The sequence below is a fragment of the Streptomyces sp. Y7 genome (assembly GCF_043195415.1).
Taxonomy (GTDB): Bacteria; Actinomycetota; Actinomycetes; order Streptomycetales; family Streptomycetaceae; genus Streptomyces.
On sequence record NZ_JBIDDQ010000001.1, the window covers coordinates 704,565 to 724,361 of the forward strand.

A 19,797-nucleotide genomic window follows, 5' to 3' on the forward strand; every position below is an offset into this window, starting at 1 on the left:
CGCATGTGAAGTCGGGGATTCTTGACCACCGTGCCCTCGAGGTGAGTCCTTGTGAGCAACCCTGCCGACGAGCTCGACTACGGGACCCTCCGGCTCGACCGCACAGGTCAGGCCGAGGCCTTCGACGCGATCGGCGACCGCTACGACGAGGCCTTCCCGCACAAGGAGGGCCAGATCGCCGCCGCCGACTGGCTGATGGGCTCCCTGCGGACCGGCTCCCGGGTCCTGGACCTGGGCTGCGGCACCGGGCTCCCGACCGCGCGCCAGCTGGCTCTGGCGGGGTTCGAGGTCGTCGGTGTGGACCTGTCGGACCGGATGGTCGAGCTGGCCCGCAGCCATGTGCCCGGCGGGGTGTTCCATCGGGCGGACATCGCGGATCTGCGGCCCGGTGGTCCCCTGGACGTGGGCCGCTTCCACGCGGTGACGGCCTTCTTCTCCCTGCTCATGCTGCCGCGCGCCGAGATACCGCTCGCTCTGCGCACCGTCCGGCACCTGTTGGTGCCCGGGGGCCTGTTCGCGCTGTCGATGGTGGAGGCCGACGTGGACGACTTCATGATCCCGTTCATCGGACGCAGCATCCGCGTCTCCGGCTATCTGCACGACGAACTGCGCGAGGTCGTCGAGACGGCGGGCTTCGCGATCGCCGGGGAGTCCTCGTACACCTACGCGCCGGCGGCCGCCGACATCCAGCCCGAGGTGCAGATTTTCCTGCGCTGCGCACGGCGGGCCGACGACTTCTGAACCCCCCGGCTCCCGGGCGGACGGCACAGCCGGAAGGGCAGGCACAAGGACGGGCATGGCGAAGCACCTCGGAGGTGGTGACGGCATCCGGGAGCAGAAACCCGGCATGCGTGAACGTGCTGCGCTCCCCCACCGGCCGCAGCACCCCGACCCGTCACGCCCTTCCGCGCGGACACCGCCCCCGGCCCCGCCCGGCGACGGACCGGACCTCGCCGAGCCGCTCACCGACCGGCTGCGCTACCTCGACGCCGCGACCCGCCGGATCGCCCGCGGCATGACCCTCGACGAGACGCTGTGGGAACTGTGCCGGGCGGCCGTCCCGGCCTTCGCCGACCGGGTGTTCATCCACCTCTACGCACCGCTGCCGGTCGGCGACGAGAACGCCCCCGGTCCGGGCGTCCTGCGGCTGCACTGCACGGACCGCTCCCGGCGCCGGGAACCCGGCGCCACGGCCGCCGAGCCGCCGCCGGCCGACCCGCGGGACCTCCCGGCCGCGGAGAGCCTGCGCCCGGCTCCCGGCAGCCCGCTGGCCGAACTGCTCCGCGACGGACGTCCGGCACTGGGCGACACCCCGGACGTCGCCTCCGCGGCGGCCGAACTGCTGGGCACGGCGGACACTCCCCCGCCGCCCGCCCCCGGGCCACGGCTGATCCTCGCGCCGCTGCACGGCCGCACCCACGCCCTGGGCAGCGTCCTCCTCACCCGGGAACCCGACCGGGAGGAGTTCACCGCCGACGACCTCCTCGTGGCCTCCCAGCTCGCCACGCACACCGCGCTCGGACTGGAGAAGGCGATGCTGTACGAGCGTGAGGCCGCCGTCGCCGACACCCTGCAGCGCACGATGCTCCCGCCGTCGCTTCCGGAACCGCCCGGCGTCCGGCTGGCCAGCCGCTATCTGCCGTCCTCGCGCACCGCACGGGTCGGCGGCGACTGGTACGACGCCATCCCGCTGCCCGGCAACCGGGTCGCCCTGGTCATCGGCGACGTCATGGGCCACTCCATGACGTCGGCCGCGATCATGGGCCAGCTGCGCACCAGCGTGCAGACCCTGGCCGGGCTCGACCTGCCCCCGTCCGAGGTGCTGCACCACCTCGACGACCAGGCCGGCCGGCTGGGCAGCGACCACACCGCCACCTGCCTGTACGCCCTGTACGACCCCGTGCTGCAGAGGCTGCTGGTGTCCAACGCCGGCCATCTGCCGCCGGTGCTGCTGCGTCCCGACGGCGGCGTCGAGGTGCTCCACGCCCCGCCCGGAGCGCCGATCGGCGTCGGCGGCGGTGGCTTCGAGTCCGTCGAGACGCACGCCCCGGCCGGGGCGACGTTGCTGATGTACACCGACGGCCTGGTCGAGTCCCGTGACTCGGACGTCGTGACCGGGATGGAGCTGCTGTGCGACCGGTTGCGCACGGCCGCCCTCGGGTCCGCTCCCCTGTCGTTGGAGGACCTGTGCGACGAGGCCCTGGGCACGCTGGGACCGGGTGAGCGTGACGACGACATCGCGCTGCTCGCCGCCCGGTTCGAGGGCCTCCTGCCGGAGACCGTCGCGTACTGGTACATGGCTCCTCGCCCGCAGACCGCCGGCCAGGCCCGCCGGCTGACCCGCCGCACGCTCGCCGAGTGGGGCCTGGACTCCCTGGTGGAGACCACCGAACTGCTGGTCAGCGAGGTGGTGGCGAACGCGGTGCGGTTCGCCACCCGGCCGATCACCCTGCGGCTGATCCACACGGACGTGCTGCGCTGCGAGGTGGGCGACGACTCCACGGTGGTGCCGCGGATGCGGCAGGCCCGGCTGAGCGACGAGGGCGGCCGGGGCCTGTTCCTGGTCGACCAGCTCGCTCGGCGCTGGGGCGCGACGCGGGTGAGCACCGGCAAGGTGGTCTGGTTCGAGCAGCCCCTGCCGCGGACCTCCGGGGACCGCTGAGCCCCACGCACTCGGGGGACGCCCGGCTCCCTCACGGCGCGCAGCAGCCGTCCTCCACCATGTCCCGGGCGCTCGTGTCGAGCCGGCAGAAGCAGGACGCCTCGATGGGGACGTCCGCCAGCGCCGTGGCCAGACGCAGCTGCCCGGACAGCATCTGTGCCTCCCCGGTCCGGCCGAGCCGGGTCAGGCACTCGTGCAGGCCGTGCAGGGACCAGACGTTGCCGGGGTGCTGCAGAGCCCGCGGGAGGGTGCCGTCCAGACCGAGGTCGGCGCGGTAGACGGCCTCGGCCTCCTCGACGCGTCCCTGCTCCAGCAGCAGGGCGCCGTAGGCGTGCCGGGTGGGCTGCATCCAGCCCCACGGTTCGTCGTAGGGCAGGTTGTCGTCCAGTTCGATGGAGCGTTCCAGCGCGGCGAAGGCGGCGTCGTGGTGGCCCTTGCGGTACTCCAGCTCGCCGTCGAGCATCGCCGAGGCGATGGCGAGGATGTCGGCGCAGGTGTTGTTGAACAGCATGCGGGTCTCGGGGACCCGGGCGACCGCCGCCCGGAAGAGCTCGCGTTCCGCCTCCGCCTCCGGCACGCGGTGGGTGGCGGAGAGGGCGACGCCGCGCGCGTAGTGCAGCATCGCGGTCGTCGTGCAGTACAGCTCCGGGTCGGCGGGCAGCGGCAGGGCCAGGATGTCGTCCCAGCGTCCGAAGCGGATCAGGACGTGGACGCGCATGGCGAGGAAGCCCTCCAGCCAGTCGGCCATGGGCGGACTCGGCACCCTGAGCAGGTCCTCGGGGATGGACGCCTCGAGCTGTGCGGCGGTCTCGAGGGCCACCTCGGACCGGCCGAGGAACATCGCGCCGTAGATCTTGAAGTGGTAGTTGTGCGAGCGGTACAGCGTGTAGAAGTTCATCGCCCCGGCCCGGGCGTGGTACTTCTCGTCGGCCGCGATCGCGGCGGTGTTGTCGGAGACCACCCGGCGGTAGTCACCGCACAGCACCTCCAGGTGCGAGGGCATGTGATTGAGGTGCCCGGCGTCGGGCACCAGTCCGCGCAGCCGGTCGGCGACGGTCAGCGCCGCCTCCGGGGTCGGGGACATCTCCATCAGGTGGACGTACATGTGGACCACGCCCGGGTGATCGCGCCCGGCGGCGGTGGCGAGGGCCCGGTCCAGCACCGCCTCGGCCTCCCGGGTGCGGGCCCCCTCGGCCGGTTCGCCGGTCCTCAGGTCCCACAGCTGCCAGGGCGTGAGGTTCATCAGGGCGTCGGCGTACAGGGTGGCGACGTCGAGGTCGTCCGGCGCGAGCTCGTAGACCACCCGCATCCTGTCGGCGTAGGGGGCGTTCCAGATCGAGCAGTCCTCCACCGCCTTGGCCTGCGGGTAGCGGGCGCGCAGGGCGGCGATCAGGGCCCGCTCGACGGGAGTGGCGTGCACCGCCTTGTCGTGGGCCAGCTCCACGGCGGCGTGGGTGCGGTCGACGGTGCGCTTGAGGTCCTGGTCGTCGAAGAACTCCCAGGGTTTGTTGTAGTTCGGCCCGAGCGCGTAGGCGATGCCCCAGTGGGCCATCGCGCAGTCGGGGTCGGCCTCGGCGGCAGCCTCGAAGCAGGCGACGGCCTCCTCGTGATGGAAGGCGTACGTCCAGACCAGTCCGCGGTCGAACCAGAGCTGTGCCCGGGCGGAGGACGCGGTGACGGAGCGGGTGTGCGTGCCGAGGTCGTAGTACTCCATGCGTCTGATCTCCTGCCTGTACCGAGCCCGCGGAGCCCGTTCCCGAGTCTTCCGGACAGCCTCGGGTCTCGCACGGACAACGGGAGGGTCCGTTCCACGGTTTCGGCTCCCGCCCCGGTGGCGGGGAACTGCCTGGCCGGAAGTCGACGCCCGTCGAATCGCCGGGCACGGAAGCCGGTCCGGGGCCCGTTCCTGCCCCGTGGCCACCGGGGACGGCGGCGCCGGGGCCTCGTCCGTCCGGCGGTCGAGTGCGACGGATTTGGCCGCCCAGGTGCGAGCGGGGGGCGTAGTGGCGCATTCTTGCTGTGTCGCGCGCGTGACGGCGTACGGACGAGGTAGGGCCGATGACTGGGAGCGCCGAGGGCGCAGAGCGGACGCCCGGCGGGCTTGCCGCGCTGCTGATCGATGCCTCGGCGGAGGCGATCAGCGCGGCCGGCGGGCACGCGGGAGGGGTATATCTGCGCTCCGGCACGCCCGGACTCCTCCGGCTCGCGGTGCTGGAGGGGCTGCCGGGCCCCCTGTTCCGGCCGTGGTGGCGGTTGCACGTCGACCGGCCGTTCCCCGTCGCGGACGCCTACCGGCTGGGCGTCGAGGTGGTGCTGCCGAACGCGACGGAGACGATGCGCCGCTATCCGCAGTTCGCCGCCGGCCTGCCGTTCCAGTTCGGGTCCCTGTACGTGCCCGTCGTCGGCGGGTCGTCGGTCTTCGGCGTGCTGACCGTGCTGCGGCCCTCGGCGGGCGACGCCACCGAGTTGCTACCGGTGCGCGAGCGCATGTCCCAGTTGGCGAAGGAGCTCGGCTCGGCGCTGCGGACCCTGGAGGACGGGGACGCGGCGGCGGTGAACTGGGACGGCGTACCGCTGTGTGTGCGCCCGCCGGCCAGGCGTCGGCCCTCCGGTTACCTCGGCCGGTTCGCCTGGGATCCGGAGACGAACGTCGTGACCGCGGAGGAGCGGCTGAACGTCGTCCTCGGGGCAGCTCCGGGTGAGGCGCACGCCACCGTGGAGGACTTCGCGGAGGCCGTCGCCCCCGGCGACGCGGAGCGGATCCTCGCCGCGCTGCGGGAGGCGGCCGGCGGCCGGCCGCCTGCCCTGCCGCTGTACGTCCGCGCGGCCAACGGCGCGCTGCGTCTGGTCGAGGTCTGGGGGCCGTACGAGGAATCGGCGCCCTTCTTCCCGGCGCCCGTGCGCGGGGTCGTCCTGGACCCGGGGGCGAGCGCGGTGGCGGACGTCGCGGCCGATCAGCTTCCCGACGGGGTGTTCTGCCTGGACCGGCTGGGCTCGGTCGTCTACGCCAACCCGCACGCGGCGAAACTGCTGCGCCGGCCGCGCGGCGAGCTGCTGGGCCGGACCTTGTGGGAGAGCGTGCCGTGGCTGAACCAGCCCGCCGTCGAGGACCATCTGCGGGTCGCCCTGCTGTCTCCGGATCCGGTGCACTTCCACGTCCGCAGACCGCCCGATCCCGAGCGCGAGACCGCCGCCCGCACCTTCAGCGAGGAGCTGCTCGCCCTGTCGCTGTACCCCGGCCCCGACCTGCTGACCTGCACGATCCGTCCGGGGCACGCGGCGGCGGACACTCCCCGCGACCTCCTGGAGACGCACGGAACGCCGGAGCCCGCCGGGGCCTCTTCGCTCGCCCCCCTGTACCGGCCGATCGTCCTCGCCATCGCGCTGACGGAGGCGGTCACGCCCCGTCAGGTGTCCGCCGTGGTGATGCGGGAGCTGCTGCCGGTGTTCGGCGGCCGGCGTCTGGCCATCTACCTGCTGCAGGAGCGGCATCTGTACCTGGCCTGGGAGACGGGCTTCCCCAAGGGGTTCCTCGCCCCGTTCGACGGTGTGGGGCTCGACGAGGGGCTGCCGGGCGTGGAGACGCTGACGAACGGGCGCCCGCTGTTCTTCGACTCGATGCAGCAGCTCTCCGACGCCTACCCGGGCATCGCGCTGGACGCGACCGAGGGCGCCCGCGCCTTCCTGCCGCTGATCGCCTCCGGCCGTCCCGTCGGCTCCTGCATCCTCGGCTTCGACCGGCCGCGCAGCTTCAGCAGCGAGGAGCGCGCGGTGCTCACGGCCATGGCCGGGCTGATCGCGCACGCCCTGGAGAAGGCGCAGCGCTACGAGAGCGAGGCCGCGCTGGCCCGCGGGCTCCAGCAGGCGCTGCTGCCGCGGCGGCTGTCGGAGCATCCGCTGCTGGAGACCGCGGGGCGCTATCTGCCGGGCACCCAGGGCATGGAGGTGGGCGGCGACTGGTACGACGTCGTGACCGCCGGGGACGCGCTGGCGCTGGTCATCGGCGATGTGCAGGGTCACGGTGTGCAGGCGGCGGCCACCATGGGCCAGCTCCGCAGCGCCGTGCGGGCCTTCGCCCTCGGCGACCGGCCGCCTGACGAGGTCATGAGCGGCACCAACCACCTGCTCATCGACCTCGACGCCGGACTGTTCGCGAGCTGCTGCTACATCCGCCTCGACCCGGCGACCGGCGTCGCGCGGGCGGCCGTGGCCGGGCATCCGCGCCCGCTGCTGCGCCGCCCCGACGGGCGTACGCAGCTCCTGGACCTGCCGGGCGGGGTCGTGCTCGGCGTGGACCCGCAGGCCCAGTACCCGGTGACGGAGCTGCGGATGGACCCCGGGGCCGTGCTGGCGCTGTACACCGACGGGCTGGTGGAGCGGCCCGGTGTCGACATCGACGACGGCATCAGCGCGCTGCGGGTCGCGCTGGCCAGGGCCGGCGGCCCCGGTGCCCGGCCCGGCGGCCGCTCCCTGGCGAGCCTGGCCGACCGGCTCACCGCGACGGCCCGGCACATGACGGACCGCCCCGACGACATCGCGCTGCTGCTCGCCACCCGACGCGCCACACCCCTGCGCCGCAAGTGAGGGACGAGCATCCGGATGCCGCCGGCGCCCGGGGCGTACTGCTGTGGCGGGGGCGGGAGTTGCCCGCTTTCGGTGGATCGACGCGGTGATCGTCATGTGAGGAACGAAACAGCTCCCGTCACGGTCCGTGACGTGTCTCGCCTCTGGAGGCGCGGCAGTGTAGACATGGGCACATGGTCCGACTAACGGGTCGTTCCGGGGCCCGGTCGGCCCGTCGTCCCAGCGGTCCGCGCACCTGGCGTGCGCCGGACCGCGGCACCGTGGTGCCCGAACGGGGAATGCCCTTCGACCCCGACGACCGGGAGCCTCGCAAGGGCCGGCTCGGCCGTCTGCGGTCCGCCGTGGGCGGGCGCAGCGTCGCCGGGCAGGTGTTCCTGCTCCAGGTCGTGATCGTGCTGCTGCTGGTCGTCGCCGCGGTGGTGGCCCTGGTGCTGCAGGTGCGGTACGACACCACGCAGGAGGCCCGTAACCGCTCGGTCGCGGTGGCCGAGGCGTTCGCGAACGCGCCGGGCACCCGGGAGGCGCTGAACAGCCCCGACCCGACGGCCGTGCTCCAGCCGAAGGCCGAGGCCGCGCGCAAGGCCACCGAGGTCGACTTCATCGTCGTCATGAACACGGACGGCATCCGGTACACCCACCCCAAGCCGGACCGGATCGGCAAGCACTTCGTCGGGAATCTGGAGCCCGCGCTCGAGGGCAGGGTGGTGGTCGAGCAGATCACGGGCACCATCGGGCCGCTCGTGCAGGCCGTGGTCCCGATCAAGGATCCCGACGGCAAGGTCGTCGGCCTGGTGTCCGCGGGGATCACGACGGACACCGTGGGCGGCACGGCGGACCGGCAGCTGCCGCTCGTCCTGATCGCCGCCGCGGCCGCGCTCGCCCTGTCCACGGCCGGCACGGCCCTCGTCAGCAGAAGGCTGCTGCGGCAGACGCACGGTCTCGGGCCGGACGAGATGACCCGGATGTACGAGCACCACGACGCCGTTCTGCACGCCGTGCGCGAGGGCGTCATCATCGTCGGCGACGAGGGCCGGATGCTCCTGGCCAACGACGAGGCGCACCGCCTGCTCGATCTGCCCGAGGACGCCGAGGGACGCAGGGTGCTCGACCTCGGACTCGCCCCCGACACCGCCGAGCTGCTGGACTCCGGCCGGATGGCCACCGACGAGGTGCACCTGGTCAAGGACCGGCTCCTCGCGGTCAACCAGCGCCCCACCCACCTCAGGGGCCGCCCCTCCGGGAGCGTCGCCACCCTGCGTGACTCGACGGAGCTGCGCGCCCTGTCCGGCCGTGCCGAGGAGGCCCGTGAGCGCCTGAACATGCTGTACGACGCCGGGGTGGGCATCGGCACCAGCCTGGACGTCACACGCACCGCCGAGGAACTGGCGGAGCTGGCGGTGCCCCGGTTCGCGGACTTCGCCACCGTCGACCTGTTCGACGCCGTGCTGGGCGGCGGACAGCCGGAGGCGGCGACCCGGCTGCGGCGCACGGCGTGCGGCGGGATACGCAAGGACGCGCCGCTGTATCCGGTGGGCGAGCAGATCCGGTTCGTCGACTCCTCGCCGCAGGCCCGGGCGCTGAGCGGCGGTCATGCCGTCATCGAGCCGCGGCTGCGGGAGGCGCCGGGCTGGCGGGCCCAGGATCTGGAGCGCTCGGCGCAGGTGGTGGACTTCGGCATCCACTCGCTGATCGCGGTGCCGCTCAGGGCGGGGTCGCTGCTGCTGGGCGTGGTGAGCTTCTGGCGGTCGCAGAAGGGCGAGCCGTTCGACACCGACGAGGTGGCGCTCGCCGAGGAGCTGGTCGCCCGGGCGGCGGTGTCCATCGACAACGCCCGCCGCTACACGCGCGAGCACAGCATGGCGGTGACGCTCCAGCGCAGCCTGCTGCCGCGCAGTCTGCCCGAGCAGAACGCCCTGGACATCGCCTACCGGTATCTGCCGGCGCAGGCGGGGGTCGGCGGCGACTGGTTCGACGTCCTGCCGCTGTCCGGCGCCCGGGTGGCGCTGGTCGTCGGGGACGTCGTGGGCCACGGGCTGCACGCGGCGGCCACCATGGGCCGGCTGCGCACGGCCGTGCACAACTTCTCCGCGCTGGATCTGCCGCCCGACGAACTCCTCGCACTCCTGGACGAGCTGGTCGCCCGGATCGACCAGGACGAGGCCCAGGAGGGCGACAGCGCCGCGGTGACCGGCGCGACCTGTCTGTACGCGGTCTACGACCCGGTCTCCCGGCTGTGCACGATCGCCCGCGCGGGGCATCCGCCGCCGGCCCTGGTCCGGCCGGACGGCACCGTCGAGTTCCCGGACGTGCCCGCCGGGCCCCCGCTGGGCCTGGGCGGGCTGCCGTTCGAGACGGTGGAGCTGGAGCTCGCGGAGGACAGCCGGCTCGTGCTCTACACGGACGGGCTGGTGGAGGACCGGGAGCACGACATCGACGAGGGTCTGGAGCAGCTGCGCGCGGCACTCGCCGGGACCGGCCGCACGCCGGAGGAGACCTGCCAGGCCGTCCTGGAGGCCCGGCTGGCGGGCCGCCAGAGCGACGACATCGCGCTGATCGTGGCGCGCACGCGGGCGCTCGGACCCGATCTGGTCGCCGAGTGGGACGTGCCGTCCGACCCGGCGGCCGTGGCCCAGGTCCGCGCCGCCGTGACGGAGACGCTGGAGCGCTGGGGCCTGGAGGAGCTGTCGTTCAGCACGGAGCTGATGCTGAGCGAGCTGGTCACCAACGCCATCCGGTACGGCGGCGACCCGATCCGGGTGCGCATGCTGCGTGACCGGAGCCTGATCTGCGAGGTCTTCGACGCCAGCAGCACGTCGCCGCATCTGCGCTACGCCGCGATGACGGACGAGGGCGGGCGCGGTCTGTTCCTGGTCGCGCAGCTCGCCGAGCGCTGGGGCACGCGGTATCTGCCGGGCGGCAAGGTGATCTGGGCGGAGCAGCCGCTGCCGCAGCCCGGGGCGCACCTGCTGCCGTGACCGGCGGACGCCGAGCGGGCTTGTAGATAGGTACGAACCTTTGACGCGACCGGTGCCCCGCGCGCTCCACTTCTGATAGGAAACCTTCCTATCAGTGTAGGGAACGGCCAACTCCCCACCCCCCACCTCCCTTTGGAGCCGCCGTGAAGCACCCCACGCACACGTCGCGCCGTACGCTTCTCACCTTGATCGGCGCGTCCCTGGCGTCAGCCCCGCTCCTCAGCTCCCCCCGTGCCGCCGCCGCGCAGTCCGCCGCGGTGGGACTCGACGACCCGGCGAAGAAGGAGATCGCCATGAAGCTGGTGTCGAGCGCGGAGAACTCCTCGCTCGACTGGAAGGCGCAGTACAAGTACATCGAGGACATCGGCGACGGCCGCGGCTACACCGCCGGCATCATCGGCTTCTGCTCCGGCACCGGCGACATGCTCGACCTCGTGGAGCTGTACACCCAGCGCCGCCCCGGCAACGTCCTCGCCCCGTACCTGCCGGCGCTGCGCCGGGTCGACGGCACCGACTCGCACGACGGGCTCGACCCGAACTACCCCCGCGACTGGGGCCGGGCCGCTCAGGACCAGGCGTTCAAGCAGGCCCAGAACGACGAGCGCGACCGGGTGTACTTCAACCCGGCCGTGCGGCAGGGCAAGGCCGACGGGCTGCGCGTGCTCGGCCAGTTCGCGTACTACGACGCCATCGTCATGCACGGCGACGGCTCGGACCCGACCAGCTTCGGCAACATACGCAAGCGCGCCCTGAACCGGGCGCGGCCGCCGGCGCAGGGCGGTGACGAGGTCACGTATCTCAACGCCTTCCTGGACGCGCGGGTGTGGGCCATGAAGCAGGAGGAGGCCCACAGCGACACCAGCCGGGTCGACACGGCCCAGCGGGTCTTCCTCCGCGCGGGCAACCTCGACCTCACCACCCCGCTGAACTGGAAGGTCTACGGGGACAGCTTCCACATCGACTGACCGGGACGCGGGTTGCCGTACGGTTCCCTTCCGCACGGCAACCCGCCGCTCCCGTCGGCCCGGTTCCAGGTCATAGAATTGGTTTATGAGCTCATAGGTCGGACCCGCGTACCGACTTAGGCTTGCCTTAGTTTAGGCTTCCCGTTCGAGTCGATCTATCGCCTCTCGAAGGGAACCTGATCATGCCCCGCCCCCTGCGGGTAGCCATCGTCGGAGCCGGCCCCGCCGGGATCTACGCCGCCGACGCTCTGCTCAAGTCCGACGTGGCCACCGAGCCCGGTGTGTCCATCGACATCTTCGAGCGGATGCCGGCCCCGTTCGGTCTGATCCGTTACGGCGTCGCCCCCGACCACCCCCGCATCAAGGGCATCATCAAGGCCCTGCACCAGGTCCTCGACAAGCCGCAGGTCCGCCTCTTCGGCAACATCGACTACGGCACGGACGTCCACCTGGACGACCTGCGCGCCTTCTACGACGGTGTGATCTTCTCGACCGGCGCGATGGCCGACCGTGAGCTGCGCATCCCCGGCGTCGAGCTGGACGGCTCCTACGGCGCCGCCGACTTCGCGTCCTGGTACGACGGCCACCCGGACGTGCCGCGCACCTGGCCGCTGGAGGCGGAGAAGGTCGCCGTCCTGGGCGTGGGCAACGTGGCGCTCGACATCTCCCGCATCCTGGCGAAGACGGCGGACGAGCTGCTGCCGACCGAGATCCCGCCGAACGTCTACGAGGGCCTCAAGGCGAACAAGGCCGTCGAGATCCACGTCTTCGGCCGCCGGGGCCCGGCGCAGGCGAAGTTCAGCCCGATGGAGCTGCGCGAGCTGGACCACTCCCCCAACATCGAGGTCATCGTCAACCCCGAGGACATCGACTACGACGAGGGCTCGATCGCCGAGCGGCGCGGCAACAAGCAGGTCGACATGGTCGCGAAGACCCTGGAGAACTGGGCCATCCGCGACGTCGGCGACCGCCCGCACAAGCTCTTCCTGCACTTCTTCGAGTCGCCGGTGGAGATCCTGGGCGAGGACGGCAGGGTCGTCGGCCTGCGCACCGAGCGCACGGAGCTGGACGGCACCGGCAACGTCAAGGGCACGGGCGCCTTCACGGACTGGGACGTCGACGCGGTCTACCGGGCCGTCGGCTACCTCTCCGACAAGCTCCCCAAGCTGCCGTGGGACATCGAGTCGGGCACGGTCCCGGACGCGGGCGGCCGGGTCCTCCAGGAGTCCGGCGAGCACCTCCAGTCCACGTACGTCACCGGCTGGATCCGGCGCGGCCCGGTCGGCCTCATCGGCCACACCAAGGGCGACGCCAACGAGACGGTCGCCAACCTGCTGGACGACTTCGCGAACGACCGTCTGCAGACCCCGGCCTCTCCCGAGCCCGAGGCCGTGGACGCCTTCCTCGCCGAGCGCGAGCTCCGCCACACCACCTGGGAGGGCTGGTACAAGCTCGACGCCGCCGAGAAGGCGCTGGGCGAGCCGCAGGGCCGTGAGCGCGTGAAGCTCGTCGAGCGCGAGGACATGCTCCGCGAGAGCGGCGCGTAGTCCGCCGACGACGCAGGGCGGGAGGGCCGGGGCTTCGCACCCCGGCCCTCCCGGCTTTCTCCCTCACCCCGAAGATCGCCGCCTGTTAGCGTCCCCCGGTGTTCTCACTCCTCGAACCCCCTTTCCTCACCCGGCTGCACGACGCGCGCCGGGTGCTCATCGCCGGCGCGGGCGGCGGTTTCGACGTGTACGCCGGACTTCCCCTGGCCCTCGCCCTGCGCGCGGCCGGCAAGGAGGTCCATCTCGCCAACCTGTCCTTCGCGGACCTGTACGGGCTGGACCTGGACGTCTGGGTGGACCACGACGTCGCCGCGATACGCCCGGACACCGCGGCGCGCGGCGACTACTTCCCCGAGCGGACCCTCGCACGCTGGCTGGCCGAGCAGGACCTGCCCGACACGGTGTACGCGTTTCCCCGGACGGGCGTGCGGCCGCTCAGGGCCGCCTACCGCACCCTGCTGGCCCATCTGGGCGGCGTCGACGCCGTCGTACTGGTGGACGGCGGCACCGACATCCTCATGCGCGGCGACGAGAACGGGCTCGGCACGCCGGAGGAGGACATGGCGAGCCTCGCCGCGGTGGCCGGGCTCGACGAGGTCGCCGTACGGCTGGTGGCGTGCCTCGGGTTCGGGGTGGACGCCTATCACGGGGTCAACCACTCGCTGGTGCTGGAGAATCTCGCGGCGCTGGACCGCGCGGGCGGCTACCTGGGCGCGTTCTCGTTGCCGCGCGACAGCACCGAGGGGCGCCTCTACCTCGACGCCGTGGCGCACGCACAGCGCTGCACGCCGGACCATCCGAGCATCGTCCAGGGCTCGGTCGCCGCCGCGGTGCGCGGCGACTTCGGCGACGTACGGTTCACCGAGCGCACCAAGGGCGGCGAACTGTTCGTCAATCCGCTCATGGCGCTGTACTTCTGCGTGGACGCGCCGGCCCTGGCCCGGCACAACCTGTATCTCGACCGGCTCGGGGACACCGCGCTCATGCGTCAGATCAGTTCGGTCATTTCCGACTTCCGCGACGAGCTCCCCCGTCAGCGCCCACCGCGGGCTTATCCGCACTGACGTACCCGTGTCCCGCATTTCGGGGAAGCCCGCACAGCACTCGCACCCCCCGGATACACTCCTGATCTTCACCAAAGCTCCACACAGGGGGGATATTTCTCCATGCGCATACGCATTCTCGCCACGACCGCCGTCACGGCCGGCACGCTCGCGGCCCTCGCCGCCGCGCCCGCCCAGGCCACCGAGTACTCGTCCGCGCTGAAGATCCGCGGGATCCAGTACGACGCGCCCGGCAGCGACTCCAACAACTGCCGGACCGGCAACACCGACGAGGAATACCTGACGATCAAGAACTACTCGTCCGGCACGACGGTCAACCTCAAGGGCTACGTCGTGAAGGACAAGGCCGGCAACAGGTTCACGTTCACGGCGAACCACCACCTCCAGCCCGGTGACTACGTGAAGCTGCGCGGCGGCAACGGCACGGACTCCGACACGAACAACGTCGTCTACCGCGACAACTGCAACTTCATGTGGAACAACGACAAGGACACGATCTACCTCTACAAGCCCTCGGGCGCCGGGGCGGACTCGCACGCCTACACCAAGAGCCAGAACGACCGGGACGGCAACGGCTACATCACGTACCACAACTAGAGCGGACGTGGACGGATGAGCGGGACCCGCCCCAATGCGGATGGTGGGCGGGTCCCGCTCAACGAGTCATTGTCGTGACGGGACGCGGCGCGGACCACGAGTGAGCGACCCCCGTCCGGTGCGGATCACGCACACCCCGTGTGCGGACCCCGCCCGCTGGGCAGGCATCTGCGACGACGATACTTGTAAGAAGCACGCGCCCCCGCCCACAGATGGACCCATGCCCAGCTCCTCCAGCACCCGCCCCATGACTCCTCCCACGGTGTGGTCGGCCCGCGGCCACCACCCGGGTCCCGCGGCTCAGGACGCGGTCCGCACCGGCCTGCGGCAGCTCAAGGACCGCCGCACCATCGACGACTTCCTGGAAGTACCCGAGGCCGAGGCCGCCCAGGACTGGGTCTTCGAGGCCCGATGGCGGGTCGCCGGCTCGGTGACCGTGCGGGCCCGGCTGACCGTCCGGCGCGACTTGGGCAGCGGACAGGAGTGGGTGCTGGTCGCCGAGGCCGAGGCGCCCTGGGACCCCCGGTGGCCGTCGCCCGCCGCGATGTTCTGGCCGCAGGAGCCGGAGACGGCCTGGGACCACGACACGGTCACGGGCCTGCGGTTGCGGGACATCAACCCCCTTCCCTCGGACGACAAGGCCGTACGGCGCATACTGCGCGACGCGGCTCGGGACGGCTGGAGCATCCATGTCGTCGTCCACGAGGCCATGACGACCGACCAGCGCGGGCAGGTGCCGCTGGCCGGGATGCTGCCGGAGAGCCTGCGGCACCGCGTGGTCGAGCACCGCGCCGCGCCCAGCCAGCTGCGCGTCGTGAACTGGGCCCTGCGGGACCTCGACGTGCAGGTGCCGCGCGGCGGAGCCGTGGTGCTGCCCGGCGCGCCCGCCCCGGCCGACTACGACGCCGAGAGCTTCTCGGTCCGGAGCGTCTTCCTCGACGGCTCCGAGCCGGCCGAACTCATCCATGCCGTGACGCGCTTCGCCGCGCTGCCGCGGCCGCTCCCGGAGGGCGGCGAGGAGGCCCTCACCGCCCTGCGGGAGGAATGGCGGCTGCTGACCCTTCAGGAGGAGCTCACGCGCGAGCGCGCGCTCGTGGCGATGTACGCGGACGCCCTGGAGGCGATGACGAAGTCCCGCGACCTGTACCGCGAGGCGGCCGAGCAGGCGCATGCGGCGCTGGCCGCGTTCCGCGAGTCCGCCGAGGCCGCACCCGAACGGCAGCCGCAGCCCGTTTCCGTCCCGGCACCGTCGCCCCTCCAGCAGCTGACCCGCACCTTCGAACGCCTCAAGAGCTCGACCCGGCCCCGCAGGGCCACTCCTGAGACGGGCACCGAGCAGGAGCCCGAGGCCGTCGTCGCCCAGCGGGAGACGTCGGACCGGTAGGGGCGAGCCGGCGGCCCGAGGACTCGGGCCGCGGGTTCACGGGCGACCGCGGGTGGCGGACGGCCTCTCGCGCGGTTCCCCGTGCCCCTGGGTCGGCTGCGAGCGGGACACCACGACGTACTGGGGATGCGGCGCTTTCGTGGGCGCCCGCTACTGCGTCGGGCGGGGGGCATTCGGTGCGCGGGTGGGGCGGGGGAGGCAGGTGACCGCCTCGTTTGTGCGTCTTCCGTCCTGATGGGTGATGCGATGCGGCCGGGTGACCGTCGTCATGCAATGTGCGTGACCGAAGCGGGCATTCGAAGAGCAGTGCGTGTGACACGCGACACCGGCAGGAGGAGGGTCAGTGGAGTCGACCACCACGGTGATCGTCTGCGCCGTGGCCCTCGCGGCCGTCGTGCTCGCCGTGGCCGTCGGGGTGCTGGTGCGGCTCGTGCGCACGCGGCGGCTGCTGCGGCGCTCGGGGCTGCCGACCGGCCCGCGATGGGTGTTCTGGGGTGCCGTCCTGTACTTCGTGCTGCCGGCCGATCTGGTCCCCGATCCGGTGTATCTGGACGACATCGGCGTGCTCTTGCTGGCACTGCGTACCCTGCGCCGCTCTCCCGAGGCGGGACCGCCGGACGCCGTTGATTACAGAAAGTAAGGAAACCAATCACCCGTTCGATTCGTTTAAGTAAGTGGAAACCAAAGGGCGTCGGTGACCGAGGGCCGCCGCCGGGTGACCAGGCTCGATCGGAGCAGCACCTGTAAGGGAGAGACGATGCAACCGTTCGCGCTCAACTATGCACGGCCGGCCGCGGAGTTGGAGGTCACCACTCCGTACGTCTACGACTCCGGTATGCAGTTGAACGTGCTCCGTGACGGCCGCATAGCCGCCTGTGATCACGCCTTGATGCGGGAGTTGGGCACCACGACGTCCACAGCGGGCTCCAAGACTCACTTCGACGACTGAACACAGGCCGGCGAAGATGACCGTCTTGGTTCTGACGAGCGAAGAAGACGTGACGGCGGACATGGTGGTGGTGCATCTGAACGCGTCCGGCGTTCCGGTGTTCCGGCTCGACCCCGCCGACCTGACCGGCGGGGTGTCCCTGTCGGGCGAGTTCGTGCACGGCAGGTTCCGCGGCCATCTCTCGGCCGGGGGACGTCTGGTGAGCATCACCGGGCTGCGCTCGGTCTGGCTGCGCAGGCCGGGAGCGGCGGCGCAGCGGGCGGCCAGCCCGTCGACCTGGTTGACGGAGGAGGCCGGGCAGGCGCTGTACGGCATGTTGCGTGGCAGCGACGCCCGCTGGATGAACCATCCCGACGCGGCCCGCCGAGCCCGGCACAAGCCCTGGCAGCTGCGTCTGGCCCAGCAGTGCGGACTGCCGGTGCCCGCCACGCTGATCACGACGTTCCCGCGGGCCGCCCGCGAGTTCGCCGAGCGCTATCCGGATCTGGTGGTCAAGCCGGTGTCGGGCGCGCACCCGCAGGACCCGCCCCGGGCGGTGCCGACCAGCAGAGTCGCGCCGGACACCGACTTCTCCGCCGTCGCGTTCGGACCGACCCTGCTGCAACGCCGCGTCGACAAGCGGGCCGACATCCGTCTCACCGTGGTCGGCGACCGGCTGCTGGCCGCCCGCAAGGCGACCGGTGCGGAGGCGGAGGTGGACGTCCGTTTCGCCGTCTCCGACGCTCCGTGGCAGGCGGTCGATGTCGCGCCGCGCGTCGCCGAGGCGGTCCTCGCCTACCTGCGGGGCGCAGAACTGGCCTACGGCGCCTTCGACTTCGTCGAGGACGCCGACGGCGTGTGGTGGTTCCTGGAGTGCAACCAGTCGGGCCAGTTCGGCTTCGTGGAGGTGGACACCGGCCAGCCGATCGCCCGCACCATAGCCGAGTGGCTCGCGCAGCCCGTCGCCGGGCCGGAGCCGCACGTCAACGGGGCGAGCGCGAAGGTGGTCTGACCGTCCTCAGCCGCCGTGCTGACCGGGCGGCAGGGCGCTGCGCTGCCAGGCCGGGGCGGGGGGCGCCGGACGTACCGGAGCGGGCGCGTGGCCGAGGGGCGGCCCCGGCTGCATCACGAACTCCAGGTCCCGGCTGACGCGTTCGGCCTCCCTGCGCACCTGGGTGGGGATGTCGCCGCGTTCCGCGATCAGCCGGTCGTAAATGGGGGAATCCTGAAACACCCGTCAACGCGCCTTTCATGTCGTGGCCCTTGTGTGCATATGGGCACGGCTGTCGAGTCTAGGCGCCGACGCACACTGAAGTGCGAATTCTGCCAGAGCGCTTCACGGGCGACGAACGGGTGCTATGGCGGCCCTCGACGCACGGTCGCGGGCCGCCGACCTGCCCGGTTCAGGCACCGGTCGTCGAACCGGGCCGCACGATCATCAGGATGGTGACGGTCGCCCACAGCAGGTTGAAGATGCCGGTGACCATGGCCAGTTGCACGGTGGCCGAGCGCTCGACGGGCTTCTCGGCGTCCAGTTGCTCCAGGACTTCCTCCTGGCGGGGCAGCACGAACGCGATCAGCAGGCCGGCGGCCGCGGCGGTCAGGGCGATGGACGTGATGAGCCATCCGCTGCCCAGGACCCCCATCGCGAGGGCGGTGGCGAGGCCGAGGACGGGGACCGACACTCCGATGGTCGCGTAGACGCGGCAGATGCGGTGCAGGAGGCGGACGGTACCCACCGCCACGGCGCCGTCCGTCGCCGGGACGCGGCGTGCGGCGGGCGGGAACATGCTGGCCGCGACGGTCACGGGTCCGACGGCGACGATGGCGGCAAGGACGTGAAGGATGAGCAGGATCTTGGTCATCGGGTGCTGTGGGTCTCCGGGTCGGCGTGGCATCGAGTCCGCGGCCCCGGCGTGCGCGGCGCGGCGGCCCCGCCCACGTTAGGGATCTTCGGGCCCACCGCACAGGGGCTGAAACGACAGGATCCAACGGGTTCCCGCCACCCTCCGGACCTGCACTGTGCCCGGTATCACTGTCTCGACCTGGGCTTCTGGTCGTGGCGGGAATCCGCCTAAGGTGACGGTCATGCACACCGTGGCGATCCTGGTTCTCGACAACGTGGTGCCGTTCGACATGGCGACACCGTTCCAGATGTTCGGCTGGACACGGCTCCCGGACGGCCGGCGCCCCTACCGGGTCCGGCTGTGCGCCGAGTCGCCCGAGGTGCGCACCGAGGGCTTCGCCCTGCGGATCGAGCGGGGGCTCGACGGCCTGGCGGACGCGGACACGATCATCGTGCCGGGCTGCGACGAGACCGGTCCGCCGTCCCCGGCCGTGGTGGCGGCGCTGCGCGAGGCAGCCGAGGCCGGCACACGGATCGCGTCCGTGTGCGTGGGCGCCTTCGTCCTGGCCGAGGCCGGACTGCTGGACGGGCTGCGCGCCACCACCCACTGGATGGCGACCGGCGAGATGGCACGGCGCTTCCCGGCCGTCGAGGTCGAGCCGGACGTGCTGTACGTCGACAACGGGCAGATCCTCACCTCGGCCGGGGCCGCCGCCGGACTGGACATGTGCCTGCACATGATCCGGCGCGACCTCGGCTCGGCGGTGGCCGCGCACACCGCTCGCATGTCCGTCGTACCCCTCGAACGCGAGGGCGGGCAGGCGCAGTTCATCGTGCACGAGCATCCGCCGGTGCCGCGCGGCTCCGCGCTCGAACCGTTGCTGGAGTGGATCGAGGACAACCTCGCCGGGGAGATCACCCTGGGGGCGCTGGCCGAGCGCTCGGGGATGAGCGAGCGCACCTTCAGCCGCCGGTTCCGCGAGCAGACCGGCACCACTCCGCTGCAGTGGCTGCTGCGGGCGCGGGTGCGGCGGGCCCAGTACCTGCTGGAGAACAGCGACCATCCGGTCGAACGGATCGCGCGGCAGGCCGGGTTCGGATCGCCGACGGCGTTCCGTGAGCGCTTCCGCCGGGTGGTGGGCACGACGCCGCACTCCTACCGGTCCGCGTTCCAGGGGAAGACCCCGCTCGGGACCCCCTCGAATCCGGCGGACCGCACCCGGTCAGTCACGGTGGGATAATTCA

General features: G+C 72.1%; 16 protein-coding genes. 13 read left to right on the forward strand and 3 right to left on the reverse strand.

Going from position 1 to position 19,797, the window contains the following annotated elements:
* Positions 1-51 precede the first annotated feature (51 nt).
* Positions 52-741 (forward strand): class I SAM-dependent DNA methyltransferase, encoded by a 690-nt coding sequence (locus tag ACGFW6_RS02980; RefSeq protein WP_393504027.1) that lies wholly within the window; start codon positions 52-54, stop codon positions 739-741.
* 55 nt (positions 742-796) lie between these two features.
* A complete protein-coding gene (locus tag ACGFW6_RS02985; protein ID WP_393504029.1) occupies positions 797-2,662 on the forward strand; it encodes a SpoIIE family protein phosphatase in 1,866 nt (621 codons plus the stop codon).
* A gap of 31 nt (positions 2,663-2,693) precedes the next feature.
* On the opposite strand, the gene ACGFW6_RS02990 is transcribed toward ACGFW6_RS02985, so the two are convergent.
* Entirely contained in the window at positions 2,694-4,376 is a 1,683-nt protein-coding gene (locus tag ACGFW6_RS02990) for a hypothetical protein (protein ID WP_393504031.1), read from the reverse strand.
* Between the two features lie 344 nt (positions 4,377-4,720).
* On the opposite strand from ACGFW6_RS02990, the gene ACGFW6_RS02995 reads away from it, so the two are divergent.
* The 10 genes from ACGFW6_RS02995 (at position 4,721) to tgmB (ending at position 17,718) form a co-directional block, all read left to right on the forward strand.
* Entirely contained in the window at positions 4,721-7,246 is a 2,526-nt protein-coding gene (locus ACGFW6_RS02995) for a SpoIIE family protein phosphatase (RefSeq protein WP_393504033.1), read from the forward strand.
* 278 nt (positions 7,247-7,524) lie between these two features.
* Positions 7,525-10,221, forward strand: a complete 2,697-nt coding sequence (locus ACGFW6_RS03000; protein WP_393504035.1) for a SpoIIE family protein phosphatase — start codon at positions 7,525-7,527, stop codon at positions 10,219-10,221.
* Positions 10,222-10,364: 143 nt separating this feature from the next.
* Positions 10,365-11,186: a chitosanase gene (locus ACGFW6_RS03005; protein ID WP_393504037.1), complete on the forward strand. Its 822-nt coding sequence runs from the start codon at positions 10,365-10,367 to the stop codon at positions 11,184-11,186.
* A 182-nt stretch (positions 11,187-11,368) separates the two neighbouring features.
* A complete protein-coding gene (locus ACGFW6_RS03010; RefSeq protein ID WP_393504039.1) occupies positions 11,369-12,733 on the forward strand; it encodes an FAD-dependent oxidoreductase in 1,365 nt (454 codons plus the stop codon).
* Positions 12,734-12,831: 98 nt separating this feature from the next.
* The gene (locus ACGFW6_RS03015) at positions 12,832-13,797 is read left to right on the forward strand and encodes a DUF1152 domain-containing protein (RefSeq protein ID WP_393504041.1); all 966 of its coding nucleotides are present in this window, start codon (positions 12,832-12,834) and stop codon (positions 13,795-13,797) included.
* 102 nt (positions 13,798-13,899) lie between these two features.
* Positions 13,900-14,394 (forward strand): lamin tail domain-containing protein, encoded by a 495-nt coding sequence (locus tag ACGFW6_RS03020; RefSeq protein WP_393504043.1) that lies wholly within the window; start codon positions 13,900-13,902, stop codon positions 14,392-14,394.
* 220 nt (positions 14,395-14,614) lie between these two features.
* Positions 14,615-15,778 (forward strand): hypothetical protein, encoded by a 1,164-nt coding sequence (locus ACGFW6_RS03025; protein ID WP_393504044.1) that lies wholly within the window; start codon positions 14,615-14,617, stop codon positions 15,776-15,778.
* Between the two features lie 343 nt (positions 15,779-16,121).
* On the forward strand, positions 16,122-16,418 hold the full coding sequence (locus ACGFW6_RS03030) for a DUF1232 domain-containing protein (RefSeq protein WP_393504046.1): 297 nt from the start codon (positions 16,122-16,124) through the stop codon (positions 16,416-16,418).
* Positions 16,419-16,535: 117 nt separating this feature from the next.
* Positions 16,536-16,727: a putative ATP-grasp-modified RiPP gene (tgmA, locus tag ACGFW6_RS03035; protein WP_393504048.1), complete on the forward strand. Its 192-nt coding sequence runs from the start codon at positions 16,536-16,538 to the stop codon at positions 16,725-16,727.
* 16 nt (positions 16,728-16,743) lie between these two features.
* The gene (gene tgmB, locus ACGFW6_RS03040) at positions 16,744-17,718 is read left to right on the forward strand and encodes an ATP-grasp ribosomal peptide maturase (protein WP_393504050.1); all 975 of its coding nucleotides are present in this window, start codon (positions 16,744-16,746) and stop codon (positions 17,716-17,718) included.
* A gap of 6 nt (positions 17,719-17,724) precedes the next feature.
* Here tgmB and ACGFW6_RS03045 read toward each other — a convergent pair whose 3' ends face one another.
* Both ACGFW6_RS03045 and ACGFW6_RS03050 read right to left on the reverse strand, forming a co-directional pair.
* Positions 17,725-17,940: a hypothetical protein gene (locus ACGFW6_RS03045; RefSeq protein WP_393504052.1), complete on the reverse strand. Its 216-nt coding sequence runs from the start codon at positions 17,938-17,940 to the stop codon at positions 17,725-17,727.
* A 169-nt stretch (positions 17,941-18,109) separates the two neighbouring features.
* Positions 18,110-18,571, reverse strand: coding sequence for a DUF2269 family protein (locus ACGFW6_RS03050; protein ID WP_393504054.1), 462 nt, complete (start codon positions 18,569-18,571; stop codon positions 18,110-18,112).
* 214 nt (positions 18,572-18,785) lie between these two features.
* Here ACGFW6_RS03050 and ACGFW6_RS03055 point away from each other — a divergent pair, with 214 nt between their 5' ends.
* Positions 18,786-19,793, forward strand: coding sequence for a GlxA family transcriptional regulator (locus ACGFW6_RS03055; protein WP_393504055.1), 1,008 nt, complete (start codon positions 18,786-18,788; stop codon positions 19,791-19,793).
* Positions 19,794-19,797: the final 4 nt, after the last annotated feature.